Raw genomic sequence first — 18358 nt, forward strand, 5'->3', positions numbered from 1 at the left:
TAAGCTATGCGCCTTTTCATGTCTTTGAACCCTGTGAGGCTGGTAATTTATGGATTCACTCATCGTCCCCGATTTAGCGTTATTACGACGTTGGTTGGATCAGTTGGGGATCTCGTTTTTTGAATGTGACTCTTGCCAGGCGTTACACCTGCCGCACATGCAAAACTTTGACGGCGTATTCGATGCCAAGCTCGATCTGGTGGATAATGTGATCCTGTTTTCAGCGTTGGCCGAAGTCAAGCCAACCGCACTGATCCCGCTGGTGGCCGATCTCAGTCAAATCAATGCCAGCTCGCTGACCATCAAGGCCTTTGTTGATATACAAGACGATAACTTGCCAAAGCTGATCGTTTGCCAGTCTTTGAGCATTGCCGTGGGCGTGGCCCATGAGCAGTTTGCCCACTTTATGCAACAGGGCGAAGAACAGATCTCGATGGTGATCCTGGAAGCCAGGGCGAACGATCTGCTGTTTATGGGTGATGAAGAAGAGAACCCGGCTACCGTAGCCAGCCAACCGATGCTGCATTAATCTTCGCTGTACATTATGTGTGCCGCAGATCTGGCGGCACGCAGCCCGAACTTTTCCCCACAAACAGATATCCTGCGTATCTCCCCTGATTGCCAGATATTTATCGTCTTTTAGGCCGTTATTACCGCATCACATACAGCACCCGTGCATAATTAATCGATAAACGGCGTTTTTTACCCTGGAGGCTGGCACCGTCTGGCAACTCCGGTTATGCTGCTGATCTTGCTAAAGGCTCACGCTCCTGTTTGTGACCTCGTGGGCTGGCAGGTGAGAAAATCGCATGCAATCAACTGCATAGCTATTCACTCGCGATCGCAACGATTGCGCTCGGCTAATCAAAGGCGTTGTATCCTTTCAGGATACAAATTTACCCCTTGTTTTGGAGGAAGTTACGGATGGTCACCCAACGTAAAAAGTGGTTATCGGGTGTGGTTGGCGGCTTGCTGATGACGGCTTGCCTCACCGCGTCGGCCGCAGACAATACGCTGCACATCTACAATTGGTCCGACTACATTGCGCCGGATACCCTGGCCAAATTCCAGAAAGAAACCGGCATCAAAGTGGTGTATGACGTCTTTGATTCCAACGAGGTTCTGGAAGGCAAACTGATGGCGGGCAGCACCGGTTATGACTTGGTGGTTCCTTCCTCCAACTTCCTTGAGCGCCAGTCCAAAGCCGGTATTTTTGAAGCGCTGGACAAGAGCAAGATACCTAATTACAAAAACCTTGATCCCGAGATGCTGCAACTGGTTGCACATAACGACAAGGAGAATAAGTACGGTATCCCTTACATGATGGTGACCACCGGCATTGGCTATAACGTCGATAAGGTCAAAGCGGTGCTGGGTAAAGATGCCCCGGTCGATAGCTGGGATCTGATCCTCAAGCCAGAAAACCTGGAGAAGCTCAAAAGCTGTGGTGTCTCCTTCCTGGATGCGCCAAGCGAAGTCTATGCCACCGTTTTGCACTATCTGGGCAAAGATCCTAACAGCACCAGTGCGGAAGATTACACCGGTGCGGCCAACGATTTATTGATGAAGCTGCGCCCGAATATCCGCTATTTCCACTCGTCCCAGTACATCAACGATCTGGCTAACGGGGATATTTGCGTGGCCATTGGCTGGTCTGGCGATATCATGCAGGCTGCCAACCGTGCCAAGGAAGCCAAAAACGGCGTCAATGTGGCCTACTCCATTCCAAAAGAAGGGGCGCTGACCTACTTTGACATGTTTGCGATGCCAGCCGATGCCAAAAACAAAGATGCGGCCTACCAATTCCTGAACTTCCTGCTCAAGCCAGAAGTGATCGCGGATATCAGCAACCACGTGTTTTATGCCAACGCGGTAAAAGACGCCACGCCGCTGGTGAATGCCGAGGTGCGTGATAACCCGAACGTTTACCCACCGGCAGATATTCGTGCCAAACTGTATACGCTGAACGTACAGTCGCCAAAACTTGACCGTGTAGTTACGCGGGCATGGACTAAAGTTAAAAGCGGGAAGTAAATACCCGTAGTCTTTCAAGCTGCAGCGTTGTTAACTGCACTTACTCACCCCAGTCACTTACCCAAAAGTAAGCTCCGGGGGATGAGTAAGCTTGTTGCCTAGCTGCAGCTCGAAATCCATAGGGTATTGACAAGCTGGCGGGATTAACCCGCCTGCATTGCCATTTTGGGCCATGGCAATTGCTGTGGTTGTTCGTACTGCTTTAGCCGGAGAGCACCCCGATTGAACGACGTTATCCCTCGTCCGCTAGCCAAATCGCAGAAGGTGTTCACCCCTCTGCTGGAAATCCGTAACCTCACCAAAACCTTTGACGGCCAGAATGCGGTAGAAGACGTCAGCCTGACGATCTACAAGGGCGAAATCTTTGCGCTGTTGGGGCCTTCTGGCTGTGGAAAATCGACGTTGCTGCGCATGTTGGCCGGTTTTGAACAGCCGACGGAAGGGCAAATTGTCCTCGACGGTCAGGACATGTCCCACGTGCCGCCATACCAACGCCCGGTCAATATGATGTTCCAGTCCTATGCGCTGTTCCCCCATATGACGGTGGAGCAGAACATCGCGTTTGGCCTCAAGCAGGACAAAATGCCGCGCGCGGAAATCAACGAGCGTGTCACCGAAATGCTTACCTTGGTGCATATGCAGGAATACGCCAAGCGTAAGCCGCACCAGCTCTCCGGTGGGCAACGCCAGCGTGTGGCACTGGCACGTAGCCTGGCAAAACGACCAAAGCTGTTGCTGCTGGACGAACCGATGGGCGCGCTGGATAAAAAACTGCGCGATCGCATGCAGCTGGAAGTGGTCGATATCCTGGAGCGCGTGGGCGCGACCTGCGTCATGGTCACCCACGATCAGGAAGAAGCGATGACCATGGCTGGCCGTATCGCCATCATGAACCGCGGCAAGTTTGTGCAAATCGGTGAGCCGGAAGAGATCTATGAGCACCCGAACAGCCGTTTCAGCGCCGAGTTTATCGGTTCGGTCAACGTGTTCGATTGCGTGTTGCAGGAGCGGCGGGACGATGCATTGATCCTGCAAAGTCCGGGTTTACGGCATGCGCTTAAGGTCGATCCTGATTCATCGGTGGTAGACGGTGTACCTATTCAGGTCGCTCTGCGCCCGGAAAAGATCATGTTGTGTGAGGACGTGCCGGAAGACGGCTGCAACTTTGCGGTGGGTGAGGTAGTGAACATCGCCTATCTAGGCGATCTGTCGATCTACCACGTGAAGTTGCTTAGCGGGCAGATGATCAGTGCGCAGTTGCAGAACGGCCATCGCTTCCGCAAAGGCATGCCGACCTGGGGTGATGAAGTGCGCCTGTGTTGGGATACCGACAGCTGTGTGGTTCTGACGGTGTAGTTGAGAAAGTGAGGAGTAACTGTCATGACATTGCTTTCTGAACGTTCGCCGGAGCCTCCGGCAAGAGTACCCGGCCCGATTAAGGCGTTTATCCAACGTTTGCAGATGGCCCATGGCCGCAAACTGGTGATCGCGCTGCCGCTGCTGTGGTTGCTGCTACTGTTTATGCTGCCGTTCCTGATCGTGTTCAAGATCAGTCTGTCTGAGCTGGCTTTGGCGGTACCGCCTTATACCGATCTGATGAGTTGGGCAGACGGCAAACTCGATATTGCGCTGAACTTTGCCAACTACCTGCAACTGACCGATGACCCGTTATACATCGATGCCTATCTGCAATCCTTGCAGATCGCGGCGGTTTCAACGCTGTGCTGCCTGCTGATCGGCTATCCGCTGGCGTGGGCGGTGGCGCACAGTAAACCGTCGACCCGCAACATCCTGCTGCTGTTGGTGATCCTGCCTTCCTGGACGTCATTCCTGATCCGCGTGTATGCCTGGATGGGGATACTGAAGAACAACGGGGTGTTGAACAACTTCCTGATGTGGCTGGGGGTAATCGATCAGCCATTGGTGATCCTGCATACCAATCTGGCGGTGTATATCGGCATCGTTTATTCCTATCTGCCGTTTATGGTGTTGCCAATTTATACCGCGCTGACGCGCCTTGATTACTCGCTGGTTGAAGCCTCTCTGGATCTGGGGGCCAAGCCGTTGAAAACCTTCTTCAGCGTGATCATGCCGTTAACCCGTGGCGGTATTATTGCCGGCTCGATGCTGGTGTTTATCCCGGCGGTGGGGGAGTTTGTGATCCCGGAACTGCTCGGCGGGCCAGACAGCATCATGATTGGCCGCGTGCTCTGGCAGGAGTTCTTCAATAACCGTGACTGGCCGGTTGCCTCGGCGGTTGCTACCGTGATGCTGCTGTTGCTGATTGTACCTATTCTCTGGTTCCACAAGCACCAGAACAAGGAAATGGGAGGGCAGGGATGAATAACTTGCCGGTAGTGCGCTCACCGTGGCGCATAGCGATTCTGGTGGTTGGTTTCACCTTCCTGTACGCACCGATGCTGATGCTGGTGATCTACTCGTTCAACAGCTCCAAGCTGGTTACCGTATGGGCGGGTTGGTCGTTCCGTTGGTATATCGAACTGTTCCATGATTCGGCGATGATCAGCGCGGTTGGCCTGAGCTTGACCATTGCGGCAGCTTCCGCCACGGCGGCAGTGATCCTCGGCACCATTGCCGCGATGGTGATGGTGCGCTTTGGGCGTTTCCGGGGGTCGACCGGGTTTGCCTTTATGCTCACCGCTCCGTTGGTTATGCCAGACGTGATCACCGGTTTGTCGCTGTTGCTGCTGTTTGTGGCGATGGGGCATACCTTTGGTTGGCCTTCTGAGCGCGGGATGTTCACCATCTGGCTGGCGCACGTCACCTTCTGTACTGCCTATGTGTCGGTCGTTATCAGTTCGCGCTTGCGTGAGCTGGATCGTTCGATCGAAGAGGCAGCGATGGATCTGGGGGCGACGCCGCTGAAAGTGTTTTCCGTGATCACCTTGCCGATGATTGCCCCGGCGCTGATCTCGGGCTGGATGCTGGCGTTTACTCTCTCGTTGGACGATCTGGTGATTGCCAGCTTCGTGGCCGGGCCTGGGGCTACCACCTTGCCAATGCTGGTATTCTCCAGCGTGCGGATGGGGGTTAACCCGGAGATTAACGCCTTGGCAACGCTGATCCTGCTGGTGGTGGGGATCATCGGGTTTATTGCCTGGTGGTTTATGGCGCGGGCGGAAAAACAGCGTGCGCGTGAGCTGCAAAGGGCCGCTCGTGGCTGATGCTGCTGACGATTAATCGAGCTTTAAGCGCCGCCTGACCAGGCGGCGTTTTATCTTCTACTGCCTGGTAAGTAAGTTTTTATCCGCGTTGGGTGGTACAATCTGCGCCCTCATTGGTCATCCTGATTTAACGGTTACTATTCATGCATTGCGCTTTGTACTCGGCGGGCACCTGCCGTTCCTGTCAGTGGCTGGAAAAACCTTATCCCCAGCAACTGGAAGAAAAACAACATCATCTGCAATCCTTGCTGGCGGATCGCGATGTCGCGCAGTGGTTGCAACCGGTGACGGGTGAACAGAGTGCATTTCGTAACAAGGCGAAAATGGTGGTCAGCGGTAGCGTTGAGCGGCCTTTGCTTGGCATGTTGCACCGTGATGGCACGCCGGTAGACCTGTGTGATTGCCCGTTGTATCCGGTCAGCTTTGCTCCAATTTTCGCGGTATTAAAAGACTTTATCCCTCGCGCCGGGTTAACGCCTTATAACGTGGCGCGCAAACGTGGCGAACTGAAATATTTACTACTGACGGAAAGTACCTTCAGCGGCGGCCTGATGCTGCGCTTTGTACTGCGTTCCGAAAGCAAGCTGGCGCAACTGCGTGCGGCCTTGCCTTGGTTACAAGAACAGTTGCCGCAGTTGAAGGTGATCGCCGCCAATATTCAGCCAGTACACATGGCGATCATGGAAGGTGAGCATGAAATCCCGCTGACCGAACAGCAGGCGCTGGAAGAGCGATTCAACCAGGTGCCGTTATACATTCGCCCGCAGAGCTTTTTTCAAACCAATCCGCAGGTGGCCAGCCAGCTGTATGCCACCGCACGGGATTGGGTACGGGCGCTAGGTATCGCCAGCATGTGGGATCTGTTCTGTGGCGTTGGCGGCTTCGGGTTGCATTGCGCACAGCCGCAAACCAGGCTGACCGGCATTGAAATCAGCGCCGAGGCGATAGCCTGTGCCAAACAGTCCGCGCAAACCCTCGGCTTGCAGCAGGTGGATTTCCAGGCGCTGGATTCGACCCGATTTGCTACCGCTGAGGGGGAAGTTCCGGAGTTGGTCTTGGTGAACCCGCCGCGCCGGGGGATTGGCAACGAGCTGTGTGATTATCTCAACCGCATGGCGCCGGGTTATATTCTTTATTCCAGCTGTAATGCGTTAAGTATGGCGAAGGATTTGGCGATGCTGCCGGATTACCGAGTTGAGCGCGTGCAGCTATTTGATATGTTCCCGCATACTGCCCATTACGAAGTGTTGACGCTACTGGTGCGGAAATAATGGCCCTCCAGTGAGGGCCAGTAGTCTAGCGGAGGGTATTACTGTGGGAACCACTTATCGTTGATTGCCTTGTAGGTCCCATCCGCCTTGATCGCATCCAGCGCAGCATTCAGCTTGGCCAGTAGTGCCTGATTGTCCGGGCGTACGGCAATGCCCAGGCCGGTGCCAAAGTACTGCGCATCGGTTACGTGCTCGCCTACGGCAGCCAGTTCGGGGTTATTCTTCAGCCACTCATTAACCACCGCAGTGTCACCGAACACGCCATCGATACGGCCATTCTTCAACTCCAGCACGGCGTTTTGGTAGCTGTCATAAGACACGGTATTGATTTCCGGGTGCTTGTCCTGCATGTATTTTTGATGCGTGGTGCCGTTTTCCATCCCCAGCTTTTTGCCTTTCAAATCCGCCAGCGTAGTGAACTTGCCTTTCTGAGCAATGACGATAGCCGAGTTGGCATAATAGGGCTGGGTAAAGGTTACCTGCTTGCTACGCTCTGGTGTGATGTCCATACCGGAAATCACCGCGTCATATTTTTTAAATTTCAGCGCGGCGATCAGGCTGTCAAAGGCCTGGTTGGTAAAGGTGCAGTCGGCCTGCATCTGCTTGCACAAGGCCTTGGCCAAATCGATATCAAAACCGACGATCTGGTTATTGGCATCCAGAGATTCAAACGGCGGGTAGGTCGCTGAAGAGGCGAAACGGATGGTGTCTGCGGCGGCAGCGTTAAAGGTGATCCCGGCGAGAAGGGTGGCGGCAAGTAACAGCTTTTTCATCGGTACGGCTCCTGTCGTAAATTTGATTGTTGTCTCGCCACCTTTTTTTCTGACAACGCCCCAAGGGCATTGTGAGTGGCTATGCCGATAACAATGCCATTTAGTGAATGACTATGCAATATAAATGACTAGAAAATTATTTCCGGTCATAAAAAAGCCCCGCACAAGGCAGGGCTAGTTCAGCGAGGCTTGTTTCAATTACGACGTTCAAAAGCCAATGCGCGGCGTTCAACCAAACGCATCAATAACGTCAGCAGGCCATTCACGCACAGGTACACAATGCCGGCGGCACCGAACACCATCACGTCATAAGTCCGGCCGTACATCAGTTGGCTATAGCCCATCACTTCCATCAGCGTAATGGTATAGGCAAGCGAAGTACTCTTGAACACCAGAACCACTTCGTTGGAGTAGGATGACAAGGCACGTTTGAAGGCATACGGCAGCAGAATACGCAGCGTTTGCTTACGTGACATGCCCAGCGCTTCACAGGATTGCCACTGGCCCGCCGGGATAGCGCGTACCGCCCCATGGAACAGCAGGGTGGTGTAGGCCGCACTGTTCAGCGCCAAGGCAATCATCGCGCAGAGCCAGGGTTGCGACAGCAGGTTCCACAACCAGGGATATTCACGGATCGCCGGGAACTGGCCAGGGCCGTAGTAAATCAGGAAGATCTGCACCAGCAACGGCGTACCGGTGAACAACGTAATGTAGACCTTCACCAACTGCGTCAGCACCGGGGTTTTTAACGTCAGGATCACCGTCAGCACCAGCGACATCAGCAAGGCAACAATCAGTGCGACGATCGTCAGCGACAGGCTGGTATGCAAGCCTTTGAGGATTTCGGGGATGAATTCAAGCATCAGGCAGGCCCCCGCTCAAAACGCGTGGTGCGCAGCTCGATCCGCTTAAGGATGTACTGGCTTAGCAGGGTGATAACCAAATAGATTGCTGCCGCAATCACATACCAGGTAAACGGCTCCTGAGTGCGGGTGGCAATGCTTTTGGTCTGCAACATCAAATCGTTAACGCTAATCAACGACACCAGCGCGGTATCTTTCAGCAGCACAAGCCACTGGTTGCCCAGCCCCGGCAGCGCGTGACGCCACATTTGCGGCATGATCAAGCGGAAGAAGATAGCCGTCTTGCTTAGCCCGAGAGCCTGGCCGGATTCCCACTGACCCAGTGGCACCGCTTTCAGTGCCCCACGCAGCGTTTGCGACGCGTAGGCAGAATAGAGCAGGGCCAGGGCGATAACGCCGCACAGGAACGGGCTGACTTCGAAATTGTCGATGGACAGTTGCACCGGTAACTGGAACAGGCCGAAGTTCAGGACGAAGCCGTCGGACAGCATCATCAGCAGTTGTGAAGAGCCGAAGTAGATAAACAGCACCACCAGAATTTCTGGCAAGCCGCGCAGCAGGGTCACCCAGGCGGTGCCGAGCCAACTGACCGCTTTCCAGCGGGATGACTCCCAGACGGCAAACAGCATCGCCAGGATCAGGCCGAGGACCAGGGCACAAACGGCAAGGCCGACGGTCATCCCGGCGGCGCTAGCTAAAGGTTGGATTTCATTCATGGATGATGATTACTGCTGGAACCATTTTTTGTAGATGGTTTCGTAAGTCCCATCCTGCTTGATTTTATCCAGGGCGGCGTTGAATTTGCCCTGCAGTTCGGTATTTTGCAGGCGCATGGCAATGCCCAGACCGCTACCGAAGTAGTCTTTATCGGTCACTTTATCGCCCACGGCGGTCAGCGCAGCGTTTTCTTTCAGCCACTCGTTAACCACGGCGGTATCGCCGAACACCGCATCAACACGGCCATTTTTCAGATCCAGAATGGCATTCTGGTAGCTGTCGTAGCCCACGGTGGTGATTTCCGGGTGTTTATCGGTCAGGAATTTCTGGTGCGTGGTGCCGTTTTGCACGCCAACGCGTTTGCCTTTCAGCGCGGCCACGTCGGCCACTTTGCCTTTCTCGGCAATAAACAGGGCCGAATTGTCGTAGTAAGGCTTGCTGAACAGCACCTGCTTTTCGCGCTCAGGGGTGATATCCATACCGGCCATCACGGCATCGAAACGCTTGAACTTCAGGCTTGGGATCAGGCTGTCGAAGCCCTGGTTGGTAAAGGTACACTCAGCCTGCATCTCTTTACACAGCGCGTTGGCCAGATCGACGTCGAAGCCCTGGATCTTGTTATCCGCCGCGACGAATTCGAACGGAGGGTAGGAAGCTTCGGTAGCGAAACGAATAGTTTCGGCTGCTGAGGCAGAAACGCTGATGCCAGCCAGAACGGCGGCGATTAGTAGTTTTTTCATCGCAAACTCCCTGAGAACAGCAAATATCGCTATTAGTGTGATAAGTAATTGGCAAACTCTACGGTTTGCGGTTGTGCAAAGTGGCTGGCATCGCCCTGTTCGACGATATGGCCATTTTCCATATACACCACGCGGCTGGCGGTTTTACGCGCGACTTCAACCTCATGGGTGACGATCACCTGAGTAATACCGGTGCCCGCCAACTCGCGAATGATGCTGACGATCTGCGCGGTAATTTCCGGATCCAGTGCGGCCGTAGGTTCATCGAACAGCAGCACCTGAGGTTCCATCATCAGCGCACGGGCAATAGCTACGCGCTGTTGTTGGCCACCGGAGAGATGCAGTGGGAAACGGTCGGCAAAATCGGTCAGGCGTAACCGGGTCAGCAACTTGTCGGCACGCGCCATCGCTTGTGCCTTGGTCAGGCCAAGTACGCGGCAGGGCGCTTCGATCAGGTTTTGCACCACGGTCAAATGCGGCCAGAGATTGTACTGCTGGAACACCATGCCCACGTTTTGGCGCAGTTCGCGGATGGATTTCTCCCCCGGTGACTGTTTAAAGTCGAACTGATTGCCCGCGATTTGCAGGTGGCCAGAGCGTGGCATTTCCAGCAGGTTAAGCACCCGCAGCAGTGAACTCTTACCCGCGCCGCTTGGACCAAGCAGCACCAGAGTCTCGCCGGCAGGGCAATCCAGTGTAATGTTAAACAGCGCCTGATGTGCGCCATAAAAGCAGTTGATATCTTTTAGTTGAATACTCATGCGCTGAAATTGAATAGACATTGATGCCGGGAATGGTAACTTCCACAGAATACTTATGCAATCTTTGTGAGTTAAAATTTATTAGTACGTCGCAGAATGACTAAATAATAGCAGAAGATACCGTGAGCGCTGGCTGAATGGCGGATTTGTCGCGCACTCTGTGAGATAGTTAGCTATTTTTCTCAATGTGATGGAATTTTGAGCATTTCTGAGGGGGTAATTGGCAACCGGGAAGGTGATACACCCGGCTGCCATCTTGGTGTTACTGGTTCTCAAGAACCTGACGCAGCGTACCGCTGGCGGCATGCGGCGGGATGTTGAGGAAGCGGATGTCGTCAACTACCCAGCAGGTGCCTTCACGGACCATCAGCACTTCGTCCTGCCAGTTGATTGTGTTGGCACCTTCTTTCTGGTGGGTCAGCTGTACACGCAGCGGGATGTTTTTGGCATCGGTGTTAGGAATGGTGGAGGCGCTGGCAACCGATGCGCTGGTTGGCCCCTGGGCATTGCCAGAGAACAGATCGCCGGTGATGGTGTGTTTGCCAGGGTGCTGAGCGGCACTGACCAGATCCTGATACAGCACCTGGCTCAGGTAAGGCTGCAACTGTGCCAGACGGCTGCTGTCCGGCAGAGCGGTGCTTGGGCCTTGCTGAATGCGCAGGTCATAGAATTTCTGGGCTACCGTATCCGGGCCACCGTCCACGCAGGCGCCAGTGCGGACGCCAACATCCTTAAAGGCCGGTTCGACGGTGGTACAGGCGCTTAAGAACAGGGCCAAGGGTAAAACAACAGCAAGCGTTTTTGTTTTCATCTCATAACCTTATGTAAAAGTCTCTCAACCATGAAGACCGAAAACCACGGGACTAGCCTACAGTATAAAGGCGTTTTTGGTCCTTGCATTGGTGCTGTGTGCCATTGTGCCACAGAACATCCGCTTAAATTAGCTGTCCTACCACAGCAATGATTTGATTTTATAAGGAGTTCTTGATGCAATTGTCCACTACCCACACCCTGGAAGGGTTTACCATCACCGAATATTGCGGCGTAGTTACCGGCGAGGCGATTCTGGGTGCCAATATTTTCCGCGATTTTTTTGCTGGTGTGCGTGATATCGTTGGTGGCCGTTCCGGTGCCTACGAGAAAGAGCTGCGCAAGGCACGTCAGCTGGCCTTTCAGGAGATGCAGGAGCAGGCCAAAGAACTGGGGGCTAACGCGGTAGTCGGCATCGATATCGATTATCAAACCGTGGGTAAAGATAGCACCATGCTGATGGTCAGCGTCAGTGGCACCGCGGTAAAAGTCAGCCGCTAAACGGGGATAACGTGAGATAACCAGGAAGTGAAATGAAAAATACCGAGCAGGGAAGCAGTGAACTGCAACTGAAAATCAGCCAACTAACCCAGGTGATGACCTGGTTGCTGATTGGTGGAGCCGCCACGCTAGGAAGGGTGTTGTTTAGTTTCTTTAGTGGCGAGTTCGATCCCATTTATGATTCGATTGAAGGCGCGCTAGGGGCGTCCTGCCTGGCGTCGTGGGGCAAGTGTTATTACGATAGACGCAAGCTGATGCAAACCTTGCAAGCGGCTGAGACTGTACCAGACTCGGTCATCCCCTGATGGCGGCGCATCACTGCGGAAAGGAGCATACTGTGGTCAAGTGGTTGTGGATCGCCGCCATTGGCGTTTTGACGGGTTGCCAACAGCAATCCACCAGCACGCTGGTGGATCACGGCAGCTATCAGTTGGAAACCCTGCATCAGGCACCGGGGGCCGATCAGCGTATTCGTTTCCTGGTGATGCATTACACCGCAGAAGACTTTCACTCATCGCTGAAAACGCTGACGGACGAACACGTCAGCGCCCATTATTTACTCCCTGCCCACCCGCCATTGCAAGACGGGAAACCGCTGGCCTATCAACTGGTGCCAGAAGAGATGCGTGCCTGGCATGCCGGAGCCAGCAACTGGCGTGGGCGAACCAATTTGAATGATACCTCGATCGGTATTGAAATCGTCAATCAGGGCTTTACGCGTAACTTGCTGGAGACGGACTGGCAGCCCTATACGCCGGAGCAAATTGCGTTACTGATCCAACTTAGCCGCGATATTGTACAGCGTTACGCGCTGCAACCGACGGACGTGGTAGGGCATAGCGATATCGCCCCGCAGCGCAAACAGGATCCTGGCCCTCTCTTCCCATGGCAACAGCTGGCGCAGGCAGGTATTGGTGCCTGGCCGGATGAGCGGGAGGTGGAACGTTACCTGGCAGGCCGTGATAAGCATGAGCCGGTGGCGATGGCATCACTGTTGGAAAAGCTGGCGCGCTACGGCTATGGCGTTGATCCTACATGGGATGCCAAGCAGCAGCGGAATCTGGTAGCGGCGTTTCAGATGCATTTCCGGCCCAGCGATTATCGCGGTGAGCCAGATGCAGAAAGCGAGGCGATTATAGAGGCGTTGCTAAGCAAATACGGAGCTATGCGCTAACGCCAAAAGAAATGCCCTCACGCTCTCCCATAGTGGACCGTTCGAGTTTGCTGAGATTATCTTTTTACTGCCAAATGTGCAGGGGCTAACAGCTCCCTCTCCGTATGGAAGGGGACCGTTCGAGTTTGCTGAGATTATCTTTTTACTACCAAATGTGCAGGGACTAACAGCTCCCTCTCCCTGTGGGAGAGGGTTGGGGTGAGGGGTTAGTTATAGCCCGTGCAGATTACCGTGCTCTTTCAACCAGCGAGCAGTACGGCTAATGCCTTCTTCAAGCGAAACCACGGGTTGATAACCCAGTTCCTGCTGTGCGCGAGTGGTGTTCAGCGTCAGATCGAAATTGAGCTTGGCGACGCTGTAATGGGTCAACACGGGTTCTTTATCGCTTTTACTGCCCAGCTTTTCCATGCCACGAGCCATCATATCGAGCATCGGGTAGGGCACCGAGCGGATGCGGCACTTCATGCCCAACTCATCGATCAGCTGTTGCAGCACGGTGCGTAGCGTGCAGGCTTGCTGGTTGGAGATGTTGTAGGCCCGGCCAGAAGGAGTCTCTTCCTTCACGGTGGCCAGCCACATGGCGTGTACCGCATTATCCAGATAGGTCATATCGACCAGTGCATCCCCGCCACGCGGTAGCAGCAGGCTGCCGTAATGTTTGATCATATGCAGCAGGCGCGGCAGCATGATTTTGTCGTGTGGGCCAAATAGCCCCTGTGGGCGCAGGATGGTGAAATGGGTTTGCGGGTTGGACAGCGCCAACTGTTGCACCACCTGTTCTCCGGCGGCCTTGCTGCGGGCAAACTCGTTGGCATAACGAATCGGGCGGAAGTCTTCATCCACATTGCGGTGATGGTGATAATCAAAGTAAATCGCCGGCGACGAAATATGAATGAACCGTTCTACACCGTAGGCCGCAGCCCATTCCCCCAAACGGCGGGTAGCGCGGACGTTGGCCAGTTCGAAGGCTTCTTCCGTGCCCCATGGGGAAGTGAAACCGGAGCAGTGCCACAGCACGTCGACATCCGCCAGCATGGCTTTGGCCTGTGAAGAGATCAGGTTGGTGAGATCGGCATGGATGAACTCGGCACCCATTTTTTCCAGCAGGCAACCCATGGCCTGATTGCGCCCGGTGGCACGTACTTTTATGCCTTGGCGGCGGAGATATTCAACGGCGTTACGGCCTAACCCACTGGTTGCACCGGTGACCAATACCTTCATAACTCACTCTGTTCTCACCAAAAATCAGGATGCTGAGGGCGTTTTAGCGCGCCCCAGCAAATAAGGTGCCATTCTTTCGTGATTTTGTGCGCTATGCAATGAGAAAGGACCTAACCGCAGCAGCAAACTGTGCGGTTGATCGAGAATTCGACTAATGAGGACGCTGGGTATCGTACTCTTCGGCCAATTGGGCGATCCGTTTGGCCATGCCACGGAAAATAAACAGGTGGGCGGGCATCATGACAAACCAGTATAACAGCCCGCTGAAACCGGCAGGATGCCACCAGGCGCGGACATCGAGTTGGCGGCGATCGCCCAGGTCTTTGATGCTGAAGGTCAGGCGACCAAGCCCCGGAGCTTTCATCCCGAACATCAATGCCAGCTGCCGTAATGGCTTCTTGGTGATCACCTTCCAGCCATCGACCAGATCGCCGATTTCCAGGGTGTCACGCTCCGGTCGGCCATAAACGACGCCGTTGCCGATCATATCGTCCATGCGGGCGCGGATTTGCCACAGAATGTTGGCGTAGAAGTATCCCTCTTTACCACCCAACTGCTGCACGACGTGCCATAGCGCTTCGCTGGAAGCCTGGGTATCCACCTCACAGCCTGCATGTTTGGGGTAGAAGCCATAACCGGGGCGCCAGCGGGCTCGGGCTTCAGGATCGTAACCCCAGTCGGCAGAGTCGACCACCTCGTCTTCGCGGCGTAGCGTCTCCTTCACGGCCTCATCAAAGGTTTGTAGTGGCTGTGGGATCAAGGCTTGCAGCGGTTTGCCATCGGCAGGTAAGTCATGGTTCAGCCCCTGAATGAGCGCGCTGGCAATCGAGGTTGGCACAGACGTGATCATGCTGATAAACCATACCGAGATAAAGCGTGTCGGCAGCGGCACCGGGATCAGCCAGCGCTTTTTGCCGCTGATCTTGATAAAGCGCTCGAACAGGGTTTGGTAACTGATGTACTCCGGCCCGGCCACGTCAAAAATCCGGTTTTCCTGCGCCGGATGTTGCAGTAGCTCGGTCAGGTAAGTGAGCAGGTTATCCAGTGCGACCGGGGACGATTTTGACCGCACCCAACGCGGTGGCGTCAGGATCGGCAGGTTATAGACCATATCGCGCATAATCTCGAACGCGGCTGAACCAGGGCCAACCACGATACTGGCGCGCAATTCGGTGACGGGAATGCCGCTTTGACGCAGGATTTCGCCGGTCAGTTTACGGGCGATGAGGTGGGGGGAGCTATTGCCCTCTGGTTGCAGTGCGCCAAGGAAAATAACCTGTTTAACGTTGGATCCTCGCAAGGCATCGCGCAGGTTCTCCGCCGCCTGGCGTTCCTTTTCGATAAAATCATCGCCATCGCCCATGCCGTGGATCAGGTAGTAAACGGCATCGATATGCCATAGCGCCGCCGTTAGCGTTTCTGGGCGATAGACATCCACGTAGCGGCAGCTTACGTGCGGCCAGTTTTGCTCTTCCAACCATTCTATACGGCGTGCTGCGGCGGTGATTTCGTGGCCCTGCTCGGTCAAACGGGGGATCAGGTGTTGGCCAATATAACCGCTGGCTCCAAGAACCAGAATACGTTGGGAGGTCATTGCGCTGCCTTAGTTTATTGATGTTAATGTGAGCATGAACGACAGGATGCCAAATTAGCGGGATAAATGCACTTTATGTATGGGTATCAATGGTTGCATCTGCACGGAGGGCGGTTCACACTACGCGGCGATCAAGCAACGAGCCCATGCCCGATGAAAATCAATTCCCTGTGTTATTTGCTGCTGCTAATTGCTCTGGCTGGCAGCCTGTGTTTTCCCGCTCCGCTGTGGACGTGGTTGCTGCTGGTAAACTTGCTGACCCTGCTGATCTACGGAGCTGATAAGCTGGCCGCCTGCAAAAGTTGGCAACGGGTGCCGGAAATCACCCTGCTGCTGTTCGGCGTGCTGGGCGGTTGGATAGGGGCCATTATCGGGCAACGGATGTTCCGTCATAAAACGCAGAAACAGCCGTTCAAAACCTATTTTATTCTCAGCGTAGTGCTGAACCTGCTGCTGATACTGGTTGTGGGTTACTGGCTCTATGGCCGGATGGTGGTTTGAGTTACCGCACTATGCGTCATTAAACGGGCGCCGCATGCGCCGCCCGTTGTCAACAATCTACGTTAAGGTTTCTTCTCGCCAACGACCACCGGTGCATATTCAACCGGCACCCACGCATAACCTTTGCCTTCGACGCGTACGTGGCCCAGGCCAGGGAACGGTAAGTGCGCTCCGCCAACCCACAGCTTGTTTTCAGCCGCATCGGCAAACACCTTCTGCCGGGTAGCGATCGCCTGTTTGGAGTCCGTGTCAAAGTCCACCGCGACTTCAGGTTTGGCAAACTGCAAAGAGTGGCTGTGGACGATATCCCCCCACAACAGCAGTTTCTGGCCGCCGGAGCTGAACAGGTAAGAGGTATGCCCAGGCGTATGGCCCGGTGTCGCTATCACTTCCAACCCAGGAAGTAACTGCTCCCCAGGGCTGTACAATTTCAGCTTGCCCTGTTCGACATAAGGGGCCACTGCGTCCTGGGCCATTTTGAACATCGGCTGCGCGTCTTTCGGGGCTTTGGACGCTATCTTTTTACTCAGCCAATAATCGCCATCGGCCTTGGAGGCATAGACAGTAGCGTTAGGGAAGGCGGCTTTGCCCTGATCGGTGATGCCGCAGGCGTGATCGGGGTGCAGATGCGTCAGCAATATCATATCAACCTGCTCTGGCTGATAACCTGCCGCGCGCAGGTTGTTTTTGATAGCCCCCAAGGTTGGTCCAAAACACTGCGAGGTACCGGCATCGACCAAAACCAGATGCGTACCAGTATTCACCAGAAAAGCGTTAACCGCAGTCTGTATGCCTGACTTACTGTCGGTAAACATGCGGGCGAACAGCTTTTGCATATCCGGCTCGCTGACGCCGTGGAACAGCTTGGTCGCAAGGTGGGTATAACCGTCATACAGCGCTGTCACCTCCAGGTTACCCAACATCATGCGGTAATAGCCGGGAGCCTGTGTCTGCTGTTGGGCCGGCGCTGAGGCGGCGCTGGCTGGCAAGGTAAACATCATTCCACTGCTAGCGAGGGTGAGAGCTAATAACGTCTGGCGCAATTTATGACTCATAGATGATATCCCTTCAGGTTTTGAAACTAGGCTGAGATAACGGGTTTGGCGAGAACCGGGAAGCGGGGCCTCCCGGTGTTACTGCAAAAAAATCAAGCGTGCTGCTGCAATAACTCCTGCCATAGGTCGACGACTTTTTGCAGATCCTGGCGGCTAACGTTCAGATGCGTCAGGATACGGGTTAACGGCCCGGCGCTGATCAACACACCACGTTCGCGCATCCAGGGGCCGAGCTTGGCCGCCAGCTCCGGGGATTGGCGCAGGTACAGCACGTTGGTTTGTGCGCCCGGTTCGGCAATATCTACGCCAATGTCACGTAGCTGTTGTTCGAGCCATTTGGCGTTGTCATGATCTTCTTTCAGCCGCTCGACGTTGTGCTCCAGCGCATAGAGCCCGGCCGCCGCCAGAATACCGGCCTGGCGCATTCCGCCACCGGTCATCTTGCGCCAGCGGTTGGCACGTTGAATAAACTCTTTGCTACCGCATAGCAGGGAGCCAACCGGTGCACCCAGGCCTTTTGACAGACAAATGGTGAAGGTGTCGCAATACTGGGCGAGGGTTTTCAGCGGTACGTTAAGTGCCACCGCCGCGTTGAAAATGCGCGCGCCGTCAATGTGCAGAGCCAGTTTGTGCTCACGAGTGAACTGCCAGGCCTGTTGCAGATATTCCAGCGGCAGCACGCGGCCGCTGATGGTGTTTTCCAGGCTTAGCAGACGAGTCTTGGCGAAGTGAATATCATCAGGCTTGATGGCGGCGGCGACTTTATCTAACGGCAGCGTGCCATCGGGATTGGCTTCGATTGGTTGTGGCTGAATGCTGCCCAGTACGGCGGCACCACCGGCTTCATATTTGTAGTTATGCGCCTGCTGGCCAACGATATATTCCTCACCACGCTGGCAATGGCTCAGCAGGGCTACCAGGTTGGCCTGGGTGCCGGTAGGCAGGAATAATGCCGCCTCTTTACCAGAGAGTCTGACCGCTTCAGCCTGGAGGGCGTTGACGGTGGGATCGTCGCCATACACGTCGTCGCCGACGTCAGCCTGCGCCATGGCGGTGCGCATCTCTGCGCTAGGTTGGGTAACGGTGTCACTGCGTAAATCGATAAGCATACGGGTCCTTGGTAGCTGATGAGGAAGTGGCTTTCATCATAACCGGATT

At 54.7% G+C, this 18358-nt stretch carries 20 protein-coding genes; 10 read left to right on the top strand and 10 right to left on the bottom strand.

Annotation, left to right across the window (positions count from 1 at the left end):
• The first annotated feature begins 49 nt into the window (after window positions 1-49).
• The 6 genes from ACMV5H_RS09530 (at window position 50) to rlmC (ending at window position 6490) form a co-directional block, all read left to right on the top strand.
• Window positions 50-529, top strand: a complete 480-nt coding sequence (locus ACMV5H_RS09530; protein WP_223538117.1) for a YbjN domain-containing protein — start codon at window positions 50-52, stop codon at window positions 527-529.
• 395 nt (window positions 530-924) lie between these two features.
• Window positions 925-2034 (top strand): spermidine/putrescine ABC transporter substrate-binding protein PotF, encoded by a 1110-nt coding sequence (gene potF / locus ACMV5H_RS09535; RefSeq protein ID WP_021804977.1) that lies wholly within the window; start codon window positions 925-927, stop codon window positions 2032-2034.
• A gap of 222 nt (window positions 2035-2256) precedes the next feature.
• Window positions 2257-3390 carry a putrescine ABC transporter ATP-binding subunit PotG gene (potG, locus tag ACMV5H_RS09540; RefSeq protein WP_179253099.1) on the top strand — a complete coding sequence of 378 codons (1134 nt, stop codon included), beginning with the start codon at window positions 2257-2259 and terminating at the stop codon, window positions 3388-3390.
• A 24-nt stretch (window positions 3391-3414) separates the two neighbouring features.
• Window positions 3415-4377, top strand: a complete 963-nt coding sequence (potH, locus tag ACMV5H_RS09545) for a putrescine ABC transporter permease PotH (RefSeq protein WP_115159624.1) — start codon at window positions 3415-3417, stop codon at window positions 4375-4377.
• Window positions 4374-5219, top strand: coding sequence for a putrescine ABC transporter permease PotI (potI, locus tag ACMV5H_RS09550; RefSeq protein WP_021804974.1), 846 nt, complete (start codon window positions 4374-4376; stop codon window positions 5217-5219). Before potH ends, potI begins: the two co-directional genes overlap by 4 nt.
• Before the next feature lie 143 nt (window positions 5220-5362).
• Window positions 5363-6490 (top strand): 23S rRNA (uracil(747)-C(5))-methyltransferase RlmC, encoded by a 1128-nt coding sequence (gene rlmC, locus ACMV5H_RS09555; protein WP_115159625.1) that lies wholly within the window; start codon window positions 5363-5365, stop codon window positions 6488-6490.
• A gap of 38 nt (window positions 6491-6528) precedes the next feature.
• On the opposite strand, the gene ACMV5H_RS09560 is transcribed toward rlmC, so the two are convergent.
• The 6 genes from ACMV5H_RS09560 to ACMV5H_RS09585 form a co-directional block, all read right to left on the bottom strand.
• Complete coding sequence (locus tag ACMV5H_RS09560) at window positions 6529-7263, bottom strand: arginine ABC transporter substrate-binding protein (RefSeq protein ID WP_021804972.1); 735 nt, start codon at window positions 7261-7263, stop codon at window positions 6529-6531.
• Window positions 7264-7457: 194 nt separating this feature from the next.
• The gene (gene artM / locus ACMV5H_RS09565) at window positions 7458-8126 is read right to left on the bottom strand and encodes an arginine ABC transporter permease ArtM (protein ID WP_179246422.1); all 669 of its coding nucleotides are present in this window, start codon (window positions 8124-8126) and stop codon (window positions 7458-7460) included.
• Entirely contained in the window at window positions 8126-8842 is a 717-nt protein-coding gene (gene artQ / locus ACMV5H_RS09570) for an arginine ABC transporter permease ArtQ (RefSeq protein WP_021804970.1), read from the bottom strand. The genes artM and artQ overlap by 1 nt, the downstream gene beginning before the upstream one ends.
• 9 nt (window positions 8843-8851) lie before the next feature.
• Window positions 8852-9583, bottom strand: coding sequence for an arginine ABC transporter substrate-binding protein (gene artJ, locus ACMV5H_RS09575; protein ID WP_021804969.1), 732 nt, complete (start codon window positions 9581-9583; stop codon window positions 8852-8854).
• Between the two features lie 32 nt (window positions 9584-9615).
• Entirely contained in the window at window positions 9616-10344 is a 729-nt protein-coding gene (artP, locus tag ACMV5H_RS09580; RefSeq protein WP_094982923.1) for an arginine ABC transporter ATP-binding protein ArtP, read from the bottom strand.
• 262 nt (window positions 10345-10606) lie between these two features.
• Entirely contained in the window at window positions 10607-11155 is a 549-nt protein-coding gene (locus ACMV5H_RS09585) for a lipoprotein (protein WP_021804967.1), read from the bottom strand.
• A 176-nt stretch (window positions 11156-11331) separates the two neighbouring features.
• Between ACMV5H_RS09585 and ACMV5H_RS09590 the strand changes: the two genes are divergently transcribed.
• From ACMV5H_RS09590 to ACMV5H_RS09600, 3 genes are read left to right on the top strand one after another with little or no spacing between them, the layout of a single operon-like run.
• The gene (locus ACMV5H_RS09590) at window positions 11332-11655 is read left to right on the top strand and encodes a heavy metal-binding domain-containing protein (RefSeq protein ID WP_021804966.1); all 324 of its coding nucleotides are present in this window, start codon (window positions 11332-11334) and stop codon (window positions 11653-11655) included.
• 32 nt (window positions 11656-11687) lie between these two features.
• Entirely contained in the window at window positions 11688-11960 is a 273-nt protein-coding gene (locus ACMV5H_RS09595; protein WP_021804965.1) for a hypothetical protein, read from the top strand.
• A 32-nt stretch (window positions 11961-11992) separates the two neighbouring features.
• Window positions 11993-12829, top strand: coding sequence for an N-acetylmuramoyl-L-alanine amidase (locus tag ACMV5H_RS09600; RefSeq protein ID WP_414821744.1), 837 nt, complete (start codon window positions 11993-11995; stop codon window positions 12827-12829).
• A 210-nt stretch (window positions 12830-13039) separates the two neighbouring features.
• On the opposite strand, the gene ACMV5H_RS09605 is transcribed toward ACMV5H_RS09600, so the two are convergent.
• Together ACMV5H_RS09605 and ACMV5H_RS09610 are read right to left on the bottom strand one after the other, a co-directional pair.
• On the bottom strand, window positions 13040-14050 hold the full coding sequence (locus ACMV5H_RS09605; protein ID WP_037375026.1) for an NAD-dependent epimerase/dehydratase family protein: 1011 nt from the start codon (window positions 14048-14050) through the stop codon (window positions 13040-13042).
• 151 nt (window positions 14051-14201) lie between these two features.
• Window positions 14202-15644: a DUF2867 domain-containing protein gene (locus ACMV5H_RS09610; RefSeq protein WP_414821745.1), complete on the bottom strand. Its 1443-nt coding sequence runs from the start codon at window positions 15642-15644 to the stop codon at window positions 14202-14204.
• A 153-nt stretch (window positions 15645-15797) separates the two neighbouring features.
• Between ACMV5H_RS09610 and ACMV5H_RS09615 the strand changes: the two genes are divergently transcribed.
• Entirely contained in the window at window positions 15798-16145 is a 348-nt protein-coding gene (locus ACMV5H_RS09615) for a DUF1294 domain-containing protein (protein WP_021804963.1), read from the top strand.
• A gap of 62 nt (window positions 16146-16207) precedes the next feature.
• Here ACMV5H_RS09615 and ACMV5H_RS09620 read toward each other — a convergent pair whose 3' ends face one another.
• The gene (locus ACMV5H_RS09620; protein ID WP_414821746.1) at window positions 16208-17200 is read right to left on the bottom strand and encodes an MBL fold metallo-hydrolase; all 993 of its coding nucleotides are present in this window, start codon (window positions 17198-17200) and stop codon (window positions 16208-16210) included.
• 92 nt (window positions 17201-17292) lie between these two features.
• On the bottom strand, window positions 17293-18309 hold the full coding sequence (ltaE, locus tag ACMV5H_RS09625) for a low-specificity L-threonine aldolase (protein WP_414821747.1): 1017 nt from the start codon (window positions 18307-18309) through the stop codon (window positions 17293-17295).
• Window positions 18310-18358: the final 49 nt, after the last annotated feature.

The sequence above is a fragment of the Serratia sp. N21D137 genome (genome assembly GCF_047530005.1).
Lineage (GTDB): Bacteria > Pseudomonadota > Gammaproteobacteria > Enterobacterales > Enterobacteriaceae > Chania > Chania fonticola_B.